Here is a 15,281-nt window from a genome sequence, read left to right as displayed (position 1 = left end):
TTGCAATCCTGAAAAGAACGTTAGCTGCCGACGCTGGAGGCGTCGCAGGGAGGGGAACTATGAGCATCGAAATCCTATCAATATTGCTCCTTGTGGCCATGTTTGTCATCGCGACGATCCAGCCGATCAACATGGGAGCGCTTGCGTTCGCCTGCACCTTTGTGCTTGGCTCCCTGATTATCGGCATGAAGACCAGCGACATTTTCGCGGGCTTTCCGAGCGATCTCTTCCTGACGCTGGTCGCCGTCACCTATCTCTTCGCCATCGCGCAGATCAACGGCACCATCGACTGGCTCGTCGAATGCGCCGTTCGCATGGTGCGCGGTCACGTCGCCTGGATTCCTTGGGTAATGTTCGTCGTTGCCGCCATCATCACCGGTTTCGGTGCGCTCGGGCCTGCGGCCGTGGCGATCCTCGCTCCCGTGGCGTTGAGCTTTGCCGTGCAGTACCGCATCCACCCGGTCATGATGGGGCTGATGGTCATCCATGGCGCCCAGGCCGGCGGCTTCTCGCCGATCAGTGTTTATGGCGGCATTACCAACCAGATCGTGGCCAAGGCCGGCCTGCCCTTTGCGCCGACGTCGCTGTTCCTCTCCAGCTTCTTTTTCAACCTTGCGATCGCGGTGCTCGTCTTCTTCGTCTTCGGCGGTGCGCGGATCATGAAACAGGCTGCGGGGCCTACCGGGCCTCTGCCTGAATTACACCCCGAAGGCGTATCGGCCGCCATCAGGGGTCATGGGGGCACGCCGGCAAAGCCGATCAGGGAGCATGCCTACGGGACGGCAGCCGACACCCTTCAGACATTGCGTCTAACTTCGGAAAAGGTCTTTACCCTGATCGGCCTGACGGCCCTCGGGATCGGTGCCCTGGTCTTCAAGTTCAATGTCGGACTGGTCGCAATCACGGTTGCCGTCGCGCTCGCTCTCATCTCGCCGAAAACCCAGAAGGCGGCGGTCGACAAGGTGAGCTGGTCGACCGTACTTCTGATCGCCGGCATCATCACTTACGTCGGCGTCCTGGAGAAAGCGGGAACCGTCAACTATGTCGCCAATGGCATATCCAGCCTCGGCATGCCGCTCCTGGTCGCGCTGCTGCTCTGCTTCACCGGAGCCATCGTCTCCGCCTTCGCCTCGTCGACTGCACTGCTCGGCGCCATCATCCCGCTTGCTGTTCCGTTCCTCCTGCAAGGCCATATCAGCGCCGTTGGCGTGGTCGCAGCGATCGCGATTTCGACGACTATCGTCGACACCAGTCCGTTTTCCACCAACGGCGCCCTTGTCGTTGCCAACGCACCGGACGAAACCCGCGAACAGGTATTGCGGCAATTGCTGATCTACAGCGCGCTGATCGCCATCATCGGGCCGGTGGTAGCGTGGCTGGTCTTCGTCGTGCCTGGCCTCGTCTGACGAAAGGCGGTTGCTCCACGCGGGACGGGTTTCTGCTTGGATTGTCTGCCAATTACCCGCAAGGGCCGCCGGAATTGCCGGCGGCTCGATCAATTGCATTCTTCCGTAACACGATGACCCGTCCAATGGGTCAAACAAACTTTTGGTGACCGGCGTTCCATGACGTGTCAGCCGTTGCAGATCGCATGGCTGTGCCGTATCGCCGCTTGCTTCTAGCCCTTAACGCCGGATGAGATCATGACCGCCTCGGTCACTCTTTTCTGGAATATCAGGTACGCGACTGCGACAGGCATGGCGCCCAGCAGCGCAACCGACATCAGGCGTGCATAGTACACACCGAATGCGTCGTTGACCTGCGTGATCCCGACAGGGATCGTCATCATGTTCTCCGTCGTTACCGCAAGGAACGGCCAGAGAAACTGGTTCCATGCCATGATGAAGGTGATGATTGCGAGCGCGGTCGTGATGCCCCAGTTGAGCGGCAGATAGATCTTGAAGAGGAGCGTGTAGTCTCCGCCTCCGTCGAGAACCACCGCCTCGCGCATTTCCTTCGGCACCGCATCGAAAAATTGCTTGTAGACGATGATCACCACCGGAACGATGAGTTGCGGCAGAATGATGCCGGCCCAGGTGTTGATAAGCCCCAGGTCGTTCATCAGGATAAATTGGGTCACCACCAGTGCTTGAGAAGGGACCATGAAACTCGCAAGCACAATACCGTAGAGGAGCCGGCGACCGGGGAAACGCAGTTGCGAGATCGCGTAGGCGCACATCATGCCCGTCACTATGACGGTCACGGTTATGATCATCGCCGTGGCGATGGAATTGAGGTACCAGTTGAGGATGTTCGAATTCCAGAGGATGTCGGCATAGGCGCCGAGATTGAACTCGTCCGGAATCACCCCCGCATCATTGGAAACCACCCGTTCCTCGGTGCGGATCGAGGTAATGAAGGCCCAGTAGAGCGGGAAGATCCAGAGGGCGGCGGCCAGGAAGGTACCCGTCGTAAGCACGGCGTTCTCGACCTTGCGAATGGTTTTCATCGGCGTCCTCCGGCCCGCAAAAGCTGAAACTGCAGCACGGAAAGAACTGCGATAACCACGAACAGAATAAGCGCGATAGCCGAGGCATAACCGCCATGATTGAGCTGGAAGGCCTCGCGATAGACCATCAGCAGCAGCACGTAAGAGGAATTGAACGGCCCGCCGCTGCTGAGAAGGTAGACCTGATCAAATATCTTGAGCTGCAGGATGAGTTGCAAAGTGAGGACCAGGGCGGTGACCGGCCAGAGCAGGGGCCATGTCACTCTGGCGAATAGCTGCCACCGCGTCGCGCCATCGAGTTGCGCCGCTTCATAATAATCCTTCGGGATATTTCGCAGGCCGGCAATGAACAGCAGGATGTTGAAGCCGTTCGTCCACCAGATCGTGACGAGCGCCACCATCGGCATGACCCAATAGGGATTTTTGAAGACGGGGACCGGCTTGCCGTAGAAGAACGATATCACAGGCTGCAGGACCCCGAACTGGAAATCAAGCATCCAGGTCCAGATCTGCGTCACGACAGAGACCGGAAGGATATAGGGCAGAAAGAAGACGGCAAGCGCGAGCGCCTGCAAGGGGCCGCGCAGGCGCGTGATCATGAGCGCGATGCTGAGCGCCAGTGCCGTCGTCGGAATGACTGTCAGCAGGATGAAGTAACCGTTGTTCCTCAGCGACGTGAAGAACAGCTTGTCGGTCAGCAGCCTTTTGAAATTATCGAGCCCGATCCATGTCCCGGATCCGATCAGCGGCGAATTGGTCAAGCTGAGCTCGACGAGGCGGATAGCAGGATAAAGAAACACCAGCACAAAGATAAACACAAAGGGTGCTACCAAAGAAGCTGCGACCGCCACCTCCCTGCGCCGGTTTGTGAGCATTGCCACGTCTGAACCCTCCTCAAAGAACAGAGGGCCGCGCCTCAAGGACGCAGCCGCTCTCATTCCCTTACTTCAGTGCATTTGCAAGGTCCGCCTTGACCTGCTCGGCGGCGGCCAGCGGTTCGGCATAACCGTGAATGGCCGGCGATATGACGTTAATCGCGGCGTCATAGGCTGGCGAAGCCACGCCCGCGATCGGTGAGCGCGGATCGTAAGATGCCGTGCCCGCCAGCGCCGAATAGGTGGCGTTCGGCTCCATCTTCTTGAACTGGTCGCTCTCTGCGACCGACTTGTAGGCCGGGATGTGACCTGCATCGGCCCAAGAGATGGCGTTCTTTTCCATCCAGCCAATGACGGTCATGACCGCCTTGCGCTTCTCAGGCGACATGCGGTTGTTCTTCGGAAGGGCAAAGGCGTGCGAGTCGGCCCAGGTCGTCTGGGTTCCCATCAGCTTCGGAACCTGCACCGCCCCCCATTCGAAGCCAAGCGTTCCCTTCTTTTTCAGGTCCACCATGGTCGGCACTTCCCACACGCCGTTCAGCATGAAGGCCGATTTGCCCGAGGTGAAAAGAGCAACCGAGGCCTCATAGGCAGCCTGTTCCGGTTGCCATCCGTTGCTACCCCATTTGGTCATTACTTCGATGGCTTTCGCTGCCTTTTGCAAGTTCTCGCCGGGCAAGACCTCGTTGCCAGCGATCAGCTCGCCTCCCTGCTGGCGCAGCAAGGTATAAAAGACGCGGTAGGTACCTCCGTCGTCACCGGTTGCGTAGGTGACCGGTGCCTCTGCCCCCTTTTCCTTGGCAGTGGCCAATGCTTCTTCGAAATCCTTGAGGCTCTCGATGCCCGTAAGCTTTCCGTTTGCATCGAGGAAGCGCGAACCTTCCAGATAGGTCTTATTGTAATAGAGAACGATCGAATGGATGTCGAAAGGCACCGCATAAAGCTTGCCGTCATCGCCGCTCGCTGCCTTTACCGACGCATCGAAAAAATCATCCTTGCTCAAGCCTGCGTTTTTGAGATCCTCGTCGGTGATCTCGTCCAACACGCTCTCCTCAAGACCCAATGGCATGCGCGACAGATGATATGTCATTATGTCGGGGCCTTGGTTTACGGCAACGGCTGTGCGGACCTTGGTGTAGTAGGGAATGCCCCACTCCAACGTGGTGCCGGTTATCTTGATATCAGGATGTTCTTGGTTGAAGCGGCTGATCAGCGCCTTCATCCGCACTCCGTCGCCGCCACTCAGGAAGTCCCACCAGGTGATGTTCTCCTGAGCGAAAGCCGGCATCGCCATCAACGCGATAGCGCCCGCCGCAAACAGTCTTCTGTATCGCATACCAGTCTCCTCCACCGTTCATGCCGCCCATCTCTTGATCGGCGGCGATTGAAACCAACTCAACGTCGACCCGTCAGCGCAGCCGAACTCCGTCATCCCCGAAAACAAGCACCTCCCCGGAATCAGCCGTCAGCGAGATGGTCTTGCCGTCCAGGCTTTCTCGCCGACCGCGGGTTTCCACGATGACCTCCTTGCCGCCAAGCACCCGTGCATGAAGATAAGACACACCCCCAAGGTCCTCCTCCATCTCGACTGTCGCCTTGAAGCCGTCGCTCGAAATACGAAGATGCTCCGGCCTAAGCCCGATTTTCACCTGAACCCCCTCGCCCACGTTGGCGCGCACGTTTGCCAACAATTCCGTGTCCAGGCCGGTCAAACCGATCCTCAGCATCTCACCCTGGCGCCCGGACACCCGACCATCGAGGAAGTTCATCGCCGGAGAGCCGATAAAGCCGCCGACGAACTGGTTGTCGGGATCGTCATAGAGATCGAGAGGCCTCCCGGCCTGCTGGAGCCTGCCGCCTTTTAATACGAAGATCCGGTCGGCCAGCGTCATCGCTTCCACCTGATCGTGAGTCACGTAGATCATGGTGGCGCCAATCTGCTTGTGCAGCCTGGCAAGTTCGATGCGCATCTGCACGCGCAGCTCCGCATCGAGGTTGGACAGCGGTTCGTCGAACAGGAAGACCTTCGGCTGGCGCACGATGGCGCGGCCAATGGCAACGCGCTGGCGCTGTCCTCCCGAGAGCTCCGATGGGCGTTTCTTAAGATGCTCATCAAGATGCAGGATGCGAGCGGCTTCGTGCACCATCTCTGCCACGCGAGCCTTCGGAGTCTTCTTGAGCCGCAATGAGAATGCCATATTCTCAAAGACTGTCAGATGGGGGTAAAGCGCGTAGGACTGAAAGACCATCGCGACCTCACGTCTGGCAGGCTCGACGTCGGTTACATCGCGCCCCTCGATCGAAATCGAGCCTCCGGACGTATCCTCCAGGCCCGCGATCATCCGAAGCAGAGTCGATTTTCCGCAGCCGGACGGGCCAACGAAAACCGCAAAATCTCCCGTCGGAATCTCCATGTTGACATCATGGACGACCCCGACAGTCCCGAAACTCTTGCTGACATTCCGTAAGGTAACTCCCATGGCTTCCCCCTCAGCCGACCTTCAGGCGCAGCACATGGTAGGAAAGCGCCGCAAGCGAGCCCTTCACCTTCCCATCCTCGATACCGACGCCTGAACCTTTTTTCGGCACGACGTGATCCGGCTTGTCGGGACCGTTGGTATCGTTGAGACCGTAACCCTCCATGACATGGTGTTCGACGAGCGTGAGGTTTCCAAATCCGGTGAGCCCGACATCGAGCTCGGCCTTCTCCGTGAGGTGACGGTTGACGATGAAAAGCGTAAGCAGGCCTTCGTCGCGATTATTTACGGCCGCGACGTCCAGATAGGCCACATCGTCCGCGACGCTGCAGTCGTAGGTCGGGCCATCGACCGCGACACGCAGTGCCTCGCCACGTCCGTAGATCGAAGCGAAGCGGTAGGGATGGTAGATCGTCTGGCGCCAGGCCGGCCCATTCTTTTCGGCACGGATGGGCGCGATAACATTGACGAGCTGGGCGATACAGGCAATGCGCACGCGGTCGGAGCGGCGGATGAACTCGTTCAACAGCCCGGCAACGAAGAGAGCGTCCTCGAAATTGTAGGTTTCTTCCAAGAGTGCCGGCGCTTCCGGCCAATCCCATGTCCGCCAACGATGGCTGTCCTCTTCGCGAATGTGATACCAGACGTTCCATTCGTCGAAGCAGATATGGACATCGTTCTTCGCGCGCTTCTTCGACTTCACATAATCGATCGTACCCGCGATCGTCTGGATGTAGCGGCCGGTCTCTTCGATCTTGCCGAAATAGTTAAGCGTATCCTTGCTGTTGTTGCCGAAATATTTGTGGAGCGAGATGTAGTCCACGTTCTCGTAGCATTCTTCGAGAACCTCGCGCTCCCATTCCGGATAGGTGGGCATGCCATCGTTCGAGCTGCCACACACGATTGCTTCGATCGAGCTGTCGAAGCTCTTGAAGGCTTTCGCCGTTTCATTGGCAAGCCGTCCGTATTCAACCGCCACCTTGTGGCCAACCTGCCAGGGACCATCCATCTCGTTTCCGAGGCACCACATTTTAACGTTGTGGCTATCGTTCTTGCCATGCGAACGACGCAGATCGCTCCAGGCTGTCCCGGAGGGGAAGTTGACGTATTCCAGGAAATTACGGGCATCGTCGAGGCCACGGGAACCAAGATTGACCGCCAGCATCATCTCGATGCCGGCCATCTGCGCCCAGTCGGCGAACTCGTTGATGCCGATCTGGTTTGTCTCTTTCGAGCGCCAGGCGAGGTCGAGCCGGACCGGGCGCTGCTCTCGCGGCCCGATGCCATCCTCCCATCGATAGGCCGACACGAAATTACCGCCGGGATAGCGTATTGCCGGGATATTTAGATCCCGTACGAACGCCAGTACGTCCTTGCGGAAGCCGCGCTCGTCCGCTTGGGGATGACCAGGCTCGTAGATACCACCGTAGATCGCACGACCCATATGCTCGATGAAAGCGGAGTAAAGCCGCTCATCGATGTCGCTGATCTTGAAATCCCGATGAACCGCTACCCGTACCTTCATGCCGACTGCTCCGTATCTGCAACCACGATATAGATCGTATTTTCAGATATAGTTTCGAGCCGGCACGGGAATGTCAATGGCAAGAATGTGCTGCACCGCAAAACGCAGCCGAGGAAGGCACTGCCTGGGTTACCCCGCGGTCTTCAAACGAAGAATGATGTCTTGATCGTAGTTCCCAAAACCCCGGCCAAAGATGTTGATTCCGCCGGGATGTTTCCCTTCCGCCTTAACCTCGACGCGCAGGCGAATGGACCGATGGTCGTCGAGGTCGAGGTCTTTGGCCTGCACATCGGAAATCTTGTGACCATCCACGAAAGTCCCACCCGGCCCGACGGTCCACGTCTTCAGCATCCCGTACTGCGACCCTTTCAGCTTCCACCAAGCCGGTGTATAGGTCCCGCGCCGGTCGCCGAAATCGCCAGGGGAGGTCCACACGCCAATCTCTCTGCCATTGATGGACAAGACGATGTCCGACGGCCAGTTTGCCAGCGTCCCAGGCACTTCGGAGCTCACCTCCATCACTATCTCGAGCCGCTCGATTCTGTCCCCGCGCAATTTGGCGTTGTTTGGAAACTGATATTCGACGAAGCCGCTGGTGAACCAGAGCAGGCTCGCCTTCATCCGCTCAGGATCCATAAAGGTTTCCGGCACGTCGAGAAGGCCCAGCACGCCTTCGACCGAGCAGATTCCGCATGGGCCGGTGACGTTGTTGTTGGTATAGAGACCGAGGGGCATCGACACCTCTATGACGTCTGAGGAGAGGGACTGCGTGGTCGGGTGAAAGGTGACGACGAGCTCGTCATAGACAGCGAAACAGATCTTCTGGTTCCCTTTGCGGGCTTTCTGCATTTCGGTCCGGATAAGCCCGGCTTTCTCCAGGACCTGAAGATGAGCGGAAACGGACGATTGCGGCAGGTCGGACACCTGCGCGAGATCGTTGACATTGATCCCCGGCCGTTTTGACAATTCCTTTAGAAGCTTCACTCGCGCCAGTGAGGAAATGCCTTTGATCGCGGCAAGATCTTTTTCAGGATCGATAACCAGAAAGTTGGAGCTCATTCGTCCGTCTCATCGTATTTGTCGGACTGTATCGGATTCCCCGATACTCTTCCAGAGCAAATACGGGTCTCGAACATGCGGAACGGTAGGCTCCAATGATCGCGGTCAAGACCAAAGATCGTACGGCCGTCTAATTCAACCGCACGGTTGCGGCGCTGCCGCTAAGGTGAAGGCCGAGGCGACCCGGGCGGCACAATTTCTTAGACAAATTTGGCTGAGCCCTTGGATTCGTTAAACTTAACGAAATGATATCATGTCAGGTTCCCTTCTCATCATTGTATTGGTGGGGGAAAATAACTGTCATGTTGCAGTCATCCAAGCTGGAAGGCGCCGGCCGGCGTTTGTCGATTAAGGCAAAGTTTGTCGGGCTGGTCGTTGGGGCAACGTTTGTTTCGTGCCTCGCGGTGGGTCTTCTGAGTTACCAGATCGGAAAGAGCGGCCTGATCGAAGCAAGCAAGATGAGGCTGGAGTCGGCAGCCGGGAACCAGTCCAAGCAACTGGCGGCCTACCAGGAACGAGTTTCGCAGTCGCTTGCAGACCTCGCCCAGAACACCGCTATCGGCCAGGCGGTCGAAACGATGTCGAACATCATCCCAAGCGAAGCCGACAGCATCCGCGCGGAGTTTCAGAAGCCCGGGATGTCCGTCAGTGACCGCGCTGGTTTCGATGGCGCCGCGCTGAAGCTGCTCTATGCCGTGCATCACAGCGCAATCCACGGCACCCTCGCCAGCGCCTGGAAGAATTCCCGGGTCAGCGATATCTACGTCATCGACAACAACGGCCAGGTCGTCTACTCGGTCACCAAAGGGTCTGAACTGCTTCAGCCGGCTTCGAACCTGCCGCAGATCAACGAGCTTCTGAAACAGATTCAAGCGGCATCTCCAGATGCTGTGCATGTTTCCGAATTCGTCCCTTACGAGCCTGATGGCAACAAGCCCTCCGTTCTCATCGGCAAGCAACTTGCCGTGGCGTCCTGGGGTAAGACAGTCACGAAGGGAAGCGTGATCTTCCGCATCTCCGCCGAACAGCTTACGGGTATCGTGACTCCCGACGATTTCGGAAAATCGATCGACGAGGCCGTCCTGCTTGACGGAAAAGGCGCCTTCCGCAGCGGTTCCTTCGCAAACGGGATCTCCCACGATACACCGGCTGAACTGGCAAAGGCGGCGGCGGGCCAGACAAGTGGCTCGGAGTTCGTTACCGCTGGGGATCGCCCGCTCTTCTTCGCCTATCAACCGGTGACGCTGTTCGGCAAGCCTCATCTGCTGGCAATAGGACAGGGAGAAGGTCAGGTGCTCGCCGCTGCAAGATCGCTTGCCATCTGGGCCGTTCTGGCAACCGTTGCCGTCCTCGTGGGGATGGGTGGCGCCGGCACCTACATTGCCGCGCGCCTGACACGACCGCTGACCGACCTCGCAAAGCTGATGAACCGTTTGAACGAGGGCGACAAAGCCATCGTCATTGCCTCCGCTAGCCGTGGCGACGAAATTGGTGTCATGGCCAGAGCGCTGGAATCCTTCCGTCAGGGAGCTCTCGACAAGGAGCGCATGGAGGAAGAAGCTCGTCGGAAGAATGAGGAGCTGAACGAAGAACGCCAGTATCGTGAGGCGGAAAAAGCCGCAAGCGCGCGTGAGATAGAAGAGGCTGTTTCGGCATTGGCAACCGGCCTTGCCGCACTCTCTCGCGGCAGGCTCGACCAGCGCATCGTCAAGCCTTTCGGTCAATCCCTCGACCATTTGCGGCACGACTTCAACAATTCCCTTGCCGGACTGGAAGCCACAATTGCCGCGATCGGCAATAGCGTCGATACTATTCGCACGGGATCGAGCGAGCTGAAGACGGCATCCGACGATTTGTCTCGGCGTACCGAAAGACAGGCCGCGGCCCTTGAGGAGGCGGCAGCGGCGCTTGGCGAGATGACCGGGGCGGTCAACGCTGCCCTCACTCGCTGCGAAACTGCAGTGGATGTAGCGGCCCACACCTTGCAGGGCGCCCAGACCTCAACCACCGTCGTCCGCAACGCCATTCAAGCCATGGAGCGCATCGAAAGCTCTTCGTCCAAGATCCGCCAGATCATCGACGTGATCGACCAGATTGCCTTTCAGACAAACCTTCTTGCCCTCAATGCAGGGGTCGAGGCCGCCCGCGCCGGCGAGGCGGGCAAAGGGTTTGCCGTTGTGGCACAGGAAGTCCGGGAACTTGCGCAGAAGTCGGCAACGGCGGCGCGCGACATCGGCGCATTGATCACTTCATCTGCCGCCGACGTGGAGAATGGGGTTGCCCTGGTGCTCAAGACCGGTGAGAGCCTGGAACTGATCCAGGACAACGTTCAATCGATCAACGAGCACATCGGAGCGATCGTCGGCTCTTCGCGCGATCAGTCCGCTCGCCTCGGCGAGATCAGTTCCGCAGTCAACGGATTGGATCAGGTGACGCAGCAGAATGCCGCCATGGTCGAAGAAACCTCCGCCTCGGCTCATTCGCTGGCCGCAGAAGCTGAAGTGCTGAACGAGCAAATCAGCCATTTCAGTGTCAGTAGCGAAACCGCCGGGTCCAGCCGGTACGCCGCCTGACGCTTTTGCGGTATGGACCAGGGAACCCGCCTTTCGATATCTTCGATAGGCGGGGGTTCGACGCCGCTTTGCATTTCGGCCTTCCCGCAGATTAAACCCGGGCAGATTGTTTCGGGGCCGGCGGAGACGCAGGCGCGGCGGGGGCTTATTGTCCGTTGCGGAGCGCGGGAGGCACCATGAACCCGCCCCTCGGCTTCGCCAAGGATATACGCACAGAACAAGCTCACCATTAAATATTGTGCACCGCAGCAACCATTCCCATATGGAAGGCGTTGTTGATTGTCGCTGCCGTCCCGGCACGGATTGTCAGGAGGCATTTATGCGATCGTTATCGGATACATTGGAACGGCTTGCGCGTTTTCGAGCACACAAAACCGAACCCCCGGGTCAACCGGGCCGGCTTCAGGACCTGCGGGATTTCGGATCGAATCCCGGGAGGCTTACAGGTAAAGTTCATGTGCCCTCCAATCGCGCCGAGCACCCTGCCCTCGTCGTCGTCCTGCACGGATGCACGCAAACCGCATCTGGCTACGATCATAGCGCCGGATGGTCGGCGCTTGCTGATCAGCATGGCTTCATCGTGCTTCTTCCAGAACAGACCCGTGAGAACAACGGCAACCTCTGCTTCAACTGGTTTGTGCCAGGCGACATCCGCCGCGATCAGGGAGAGGCCCGCTCGATCCGTCAAATGATCGATGCCGTGGTGTCGAAATACACGGTCGATCCGTCGCGGATCTTCATCACCGGTTTGTCCGCAGGCGGTGCAATGGCCAACGTCATGTTGTCCACGTATCCGGAGGTGTTCGCCGCCGGCGCGGTCATCGCGGGTTTGCCCTACGGTGTCGCATCAACGGTGCCGGCGGCCTTCGACCGAATGCGAGGGCACGGCCTCCCCGAAATTAAGACCTTGCAATCGAAATTGAAGGCAGCATCTCCGCATAATGGTCCCTGGCCCGTAGTGTCTGTTTGGCACGGCAGCCAGGACAATACCGTTGCGGAGATCAACGCCCGCGCGATCGTCGACCAATGGCGCGGCGTCCACGGTGTCGGCCCCCGGCCGGACTTTCATGAACCGATCGGTGCCCATTCTAAGGCAGTCTGGAAAAACCCGGAGGGACGCGAGGTCATCGAATATTTCAGCATTACCGGAATGGGTCACGGAACGCCTATCGACGCCTCCTCGGAGCTCGAAAACGCTGCGCCCTACATGTTGGATATCGGCATTTCCTCCACTTTTTGCTCGGCAAAGCGATGGGGACTGCTTCGCGACGATTTCGAACCCGCGCGGCGCGCAAGCGGCCCCGCGCCCAACCGCGAGGCTCCCTTCGCACAAGAAACGAGGGCAGCGGACGGCATCCAGCAAGTCATTGAGGATGCGCTTCGCAAGGCCGGGCTGATGCGCTAGAGGACCATATGTCCGGCGCCAGATATCGGCGCGCGTCCGCGTTCCTGGGCACCAGCCGCGTCGTCAGATATCGAAGTTGGTCGGCAACACGACAACATCGCGGATTGTCACATTTCGCGGCCGCGTCAACATAAAGATGATGGCGTCGGCCACCTCGGTGGGCTCGATCAGACTGCCAGATTCTTTAGCCTTCCTGAGATTTTCCTCCGGCCAGTCGGCAAGCAGCGCGCTGATCACGGGTCCGGGCGAGACCGAGCCGACGCGGATGCCTTTCTTGTTGACCTGACGCCGCACGGTCTGAACAAAGCAGGTCATGGCCCATTTCGAAGCCGAATAGACAGGCTCCCAAGGGACTGGGTAGTGACCGGCGACCGAACTCGTCACGATAATGTCGCCCGAGCCGCGGGCGATCATATGCGGCAGGACGTCATGGACATTCTTCATCACTGCATTGACGTTGAGGTTGAGCATACGGTCGATCGTCGTAGTGTCCGCCTCGATCAGATCGCCGCCGATATAGGTGCCGGCATTGGCATGGAAAATATCCAGTTGCCCGGTCAGCTTCTCGATGGAGGGCATAAGGGTCGCGCAACTGGCGGGATCGAGAAGGTCGATCTCCAGAGGTATCGCGGCGCTGCCGAGTTCAGCGCAGACTGCGTCCAAAGCCTTCCGGTCGCGATCAACGAGCACTACACGTGCCCCCTCCGCTATCATCGCCCGCGTGCTTGCCAGTCCTATGCCGGAAGCAGCGCCCGTAACCGCCGCGACCTTGCCGTCCAAATGCTTGCCCATATTCGTCTCCTCCTATCGATAAAAATCGAGATCTCGTAGCAACCTGGCCTCACCGCCGGCCCCATTGTTCCGCAACGTCCAGGCATTCCCGCCAGCCGACGACCCCGTCGGTTGTTCCAGCGCTTCTCAACGAACACGCGGCTGCGGCGTGACCGAGCTGCAGGCAGTCCTCGATCGCCCAATCCTCGTGCAGCCCGTACATAAAGCCAGCAGCAAAAGCATCCCCGGCCCCGTTGGGACCGACAATTGCGTCTTGCGGCACCTTTACAGAGGGAACGAATACCCTCTCTCCCGACCGCAGGACCGTAATCGCGCCGTCGGGGAAATGGATTGTAACCAGCCGCATCGCACCTTGTTGCAGCATGGCCGCCGATGCGGCGGCGCAAGCATTCACATCCGTCCTGCCGTCTCTACTCGTTGCCATCTGCGCCAGCGCCCCAATTTCACTGTCATTGACGATCAGCGTGTCGAGATGCGGCAGGCAGGGCAGGATCAGGCCGCGTAGCCGTTCCGGCGTGACCGTGCAGAGTTCGAGATTGGTTTCGAGGCCCGCGGTGCGGGCAGCTTTGAGCACGGTGACCCATCCGTTGGCGTCGTCCTGCCATATCGAATCCATCCGCGGGTGAATGCCGGGAAGGCCGAGATGCATGTAACGGGCCGAAGTCGTCGAGAAGTCGAAATGCTCAGGACTCAGGAGCGTAGAAACGCCGAGGTCGGAAATATGCGTGCGCAAGCCGCTTACCTGCGAAATGAAGGCCTCGGTTGTATGAGTGGGAGCTTGGTCGCTGACATGCATCTGTCGATGGTCGAGACCCGCTCGCTCGGCTTCAGCGATGAGCTTTCGCCCGGCTTCGTCGCTGCCCACCAGTCCGATGGTTTCGACCGGGATCGATGGGTCGAGCCTCTTGATGTCGATCGCAAGATTACAGGCCGGGCCGCCGCCGCGTTCCTCCAACCCCCAGGCGATACCAACGCTGTCCTCGCGGGGCCATGCGTCGATCCTGCGGTTTCGGTCCAGACACCAGGTACCGCCAGCGATGAAGCCACGCCTGCTCGTTCCGGCCATTGCTATCCTCCAGTGCCGGCGTCAATTCATAAGGACTTTTTCCGTGATGACCATGTCGTCGGAAAGCGTCCGCATCGGTGTCTGTCCGACGGCCTGCAAGGCCCCATGATAAGCCCTCACCGCCTCCTCTGGCCCAAGATCGCCATCAGCCACGGCGCGCATGAATTCCACCATGGCAAGTGGGTCTTCAGCGAGATTGATCTTGCGACCAAAGAGAGCCACGCGGGCACCATATTTCTCCGCCTGATGAATGAGTTCGAACGTGTCGCGCGCAGTTCCTGCGCCGCCGCCCAGCACGCCGACGATCAGGCTCGGGTCGTAGGACGCGAGTTCCTCCAGCGCCTTCGGCCCGTTGAACGGGATCTTCAGGAATTGCGGCCGCTGGGCCCGTGTTAGCCCGGCGAGCGCCCGGCAGATGCAGTCATTTACGAAATGGGGCTGGAGGTCAGGCGGAATACCGGTGTCGACATTCGGATTGAAGACTTCGAGGAAGTAATTGAAGCCGTTGTCGTCGGCGTCCTCCACAAAATCCAGGAAAGCAAGCAGGGAATTATAATCGGCATCGAGGTCGTTGTTGAAGGTGATCGAATAGAGGCCGAGATCGGTATGGCGCCGGTTGATCGACAGCGACGCAGTGCGATAGGGCCGTGACGGCTGAGCGGCATAGCTCGCGCCGCGCCCAACCCAGATATCCGTCGCATCGTTGGCGCGGATGGCCGGCTTGACGCTGCTTCCGGCGAATGCGCCGCTTTCCGTCAACAGTTCGAGATTGGAAGCGGAGGTCAACATGATATCAACGATGTCCTGGGCGATCACGGCCTTGATCTGCCCGAGGAATTCCGCCCGCGTCCGGAAGCGCGTGTAGGAGCAGTCCTTCTCGAGCTTGGGGCCGCACGAGGGGATGCTCGGCCCCATATCGCCATCCTTCGCATCCGCGATAATGAAATCCGTTCGCCTGTAGTTGCCGGCTCTTATTCTGGCAATTTTTGCATCAAACCGTGTCATGCGATGATCCTTGAGAAGATCCGAGGCCACCAGACTGGCGGCAGGAGAGTTTAAG

General features: G+C 58.9%; 12 protein-coding genes. 3 read left to right on the top strand and 9 right to left on the bottom strand.

Annotation, left to right across the window (positions count from 1 at the left end):
• The first annotated feature begins 59 nt into the window (after window positions 1–59).
• Window positions 60–1,406, top strand: coding sequence for an SLC13 family permease (locus EDE05_RS11370; protein ID WP_112797027.1), 1,347 nt, complete (start codon window positions 60–62; stop codon window positions 1,404–1,406).
• Window positions 1,407–1,618: 212 nt separating this feature from the next.
• Here the strand turns inward: EDE05_RS11370 and EDE05_RS11365 are convergent, their stop codons facing one another.
• From EDE05_RS11365 to EDE05_RS11340, 6 genes are all read right to left on the bottom strand, one after another.
• Window positions 1,619–2,449: a carbohydrate ABC transporter permease gene (locus EDE05_RS11365; protein WP_105370916.1), complete on the bottom strand. Its 831-nt coding sequence runs from the start codon at window positions 2,447–2,449 to the stop codon at window positions 1,619–1,621.
• Window positions 2,446–3,324: a sugar ABC transporter permease gene (locus EDE05_RS11360; RefSeq protein WP_112797025.1), complete on the bottom strand. Its 879-nt coding sequence runs from the start codon at window positions 3,322–3,324 to the stop codon at window positions 2,446–2,448. The genes EDE05_RS11365 and EDE05_RS11360 overlap by 4 nt, the downstream gene beginning before the upstream one ends.
• 67 nt (window positions 3,325–3,391) lie before the next feature.
• Window positions 3,392–4,660, bottom strand: coding sequence for an extracellular solute-binding protein (locus EDE05_RS11355; protein ID WP_134101084.1), 1,269 nt, complete (start codon window positions 4,658–4,660; stop codon window positions 3,392–3,394).
• 73 nt (window positions 4,661–4,733) lie between these two features.
• Window positions 4,734–5,804 (bottom strand): ABC transporter ATP-binding protein, encoded by a 1,071-nt coding sequence (locus tag EDE05_RS11350; protein ID WP_134101081.1) that lies wholly within the window; start codon window positions 5,802–5,804, stop codon window positions 4,734–4,736.
• Window positions 5,805–5,814: 10 nt separating this feature from the next.
• Complete coding sequence (locus EDE05_RS11345; protein ID WP_134101078.1) at window positions 5,815–7,326, bottom strand: alpha-N-arabinofuranosidase; 1,512 nt, start codon at window positions 7,324–7,326, stop codon at window positions 5,815–5,817.
• 129 nt (window positions 7,327–7,455) lie between these two features.
• Window positions 7,456–8,385, bottom strand: a complete 930-nt coding sequence (locus tag EDE05_RS11340) for a winged helix-turn-helix transcriptional regulator (RefSeq protein ID WP_134101075.1) — start codon at window positions 8,383–8,385, stop codon at window positions 7,456–7,458.
• A 302-nt stretch (window positions 8,386–8,687) separates the two neighbouring features.
• On the opposite strand from EDE05_RS11340, the gene EDE05_RS11335 reads away from it, so the two are divergent.
• Window positions 8,688–10,958: a methyl-accepting chemotaxis protein gene (locus tag EDE05_RS11335; RefSeq protein ID WP_105370910.1), complete on the top strand. Its 2,271-nt coding sequence runs from the start codon at window positions 8,688–8,690 to the stop codon at window positions 10,956–10,958.
• A 319-nt stretch (window positions 10,959–11,277) separates the two neighbouring features.
• A complete protein-coding gene (locus tag EDE05_RS11330) occupies window positions 11,278–12,363 on the top strand; it encodes a PHB depolymerase family esterase (RefSeq protein WP_132413342.1) in 1,086 nt (361 codons plus the stop codon).
• 63 nt (window positions 12,364–12,426) lie between these two features.
• On the opposite strand, the gene EDE05_RS11325 is transcribed toward EDE05_RS11330, so the two are convergent.
• Genes EDE05_RS11325 through EDE05_RS11315 form a run of 3 tightly spaced genes read right to left on the bottom strand, consistent with a single transcriptional unit; the run spans window position 12,427 to window position 15,226 of the window.
• Window positions 12,427–13,155, bottom strand: a complete 729-nt coding sequence (locus EDE05_RS11325; RefSeq protein WP_134101072.1) for an SDR family oxidoreductase — start codon at window positions 13,153–13,155, stop codon at window positions 12,427–12,429.
• A gap of 49 nt (window positions 13,156–13,204) precedes the next feature.
• Complete coding sequence (locus EDE05_RS11320; RefSeq protein WP_134101069.1) at window positions 13,205–14,221, bottom strand: carbohydrate kinase family protein; 1,017 nt, start codon at window positions 14,219–14,221, stop codon at window positions 13,205–13,207.
• Between the two features lie 21 nt (window positions 14,222–14,242).
• The gene (locus EDE05_RS11315) at window positions 14,243–15,226 is read right to left on the bottom strand and encodes a hypothetical protein (protein ID WP_134101067.1); all 984 of its coding nucleotides are present in this window, start codon (window positions 15,224–15,226) and stop codon (window positions 14,243–14,245) included.
• Window positions 15,227–15,281: the final 55 nt, after the last annotated feature.

The organism is Neorhizobium sp. R1-B (assembly GCF_004368875.1).
GTDB classification, from domain to species: domain Bacteria; phylum Pseudomonadota; class Alphaproteobacteria; order Rhizobiales; family Rhizobiaceae; genus Neorhizobium; species Neorhizobium huautlense.
The sequence above is the reverse complement of the archived record's forward strand: the minus strand, read 5'-3'. Positions and strand labels throughout refer to the sequence as shown.

Bases quoted from the DNA above. Each gene is read 5' to 3' on its own strand.
- EDE05_RS11370 (WP_112797027.1), top strand. From the start codon at position 60: ATGAGCATCGAAATCCTATCAATATTGCTCCTTGTGGCCATGTTTGTC.
- EDE05_RS11365 (WP_105370916.1), bottom strand. From the start codon at position 2,449: ATGAAAACCATTCGCAAGGTCGAGAACGCCGTGCTTACGACGGGTACC.
- EDE05_RS11360 (WP_112797025.1), bottom strand. From the start codon at position 3,324: ATGCTCACAAACCGGCGCAGGGAGGTGGCGGTCGCAGCTTCTTTGGTA.
- EDE05_RS11355 (WP_134101084.1), bottom strand. From the start codon at position 4,660: ATGCGATACAGAAGACTGTTTGCGGCGGGCGCTATCGCGTTGATGGCG.
- EDE05_RS11350 (WP_134101081.1), bottom strand. From the start codon at position 5,804: ATGGGAGTTACCTTACGGAATGTCAGCAAGAGTTTCGGGACTGTCGGG.
- EDE05_RS11345 (WP_134101078.1), bottom strand. From the start codon at position 7,326: ATGAAGGTACGGGTAGCGGTTCATCGGGATTTCAAGATCAGCGACATC.
- EDE05_RS11340 (WP_134101075.1), bottom strand. From the start codon at position 8,385: ATGAGCTCCAACTTTCTGGTTATCGATCCTGAAAAAGATCTTGCCGCG.
- EDE05_RS11335 (WP_105370910.1), top strand. From the start codon at position 8,688: ATGTTGCAGTCATCCAAGCTGGAAGGCGCCGGCCGGCGTTTGTCGATT.
- EDE05_RS11330 (WP_132413342.1), top strand. From the start codon at position 11,278: ATGCGATCGTTATCGGATACATTGGAACGGCTTGCGCGTTTTCGAGCA.
- EDE05_RS11325 (WP_134101072.1), bottom strand. From the start codon at position 13,155: ATGGGCAAGCATTTGGACGGCAAGGTCGCGGCGGTTACGGGCGCTGCT.
- EDE05_RS11320 (WP_134101069.1), bottom strand. From the start codon at position 14,221: ATGGCCGGAACGAGCAGGCGTGGCTTCATCGCTGGCGGTACCTGGTGT.
- EDE05_RS11315 (WP_134101067.1), bottom strand. From the start codon at position 15,226: ATGACACGGTTTGATGCAAAAATTGCCAGAATAAGAGCCGGCAACTAC.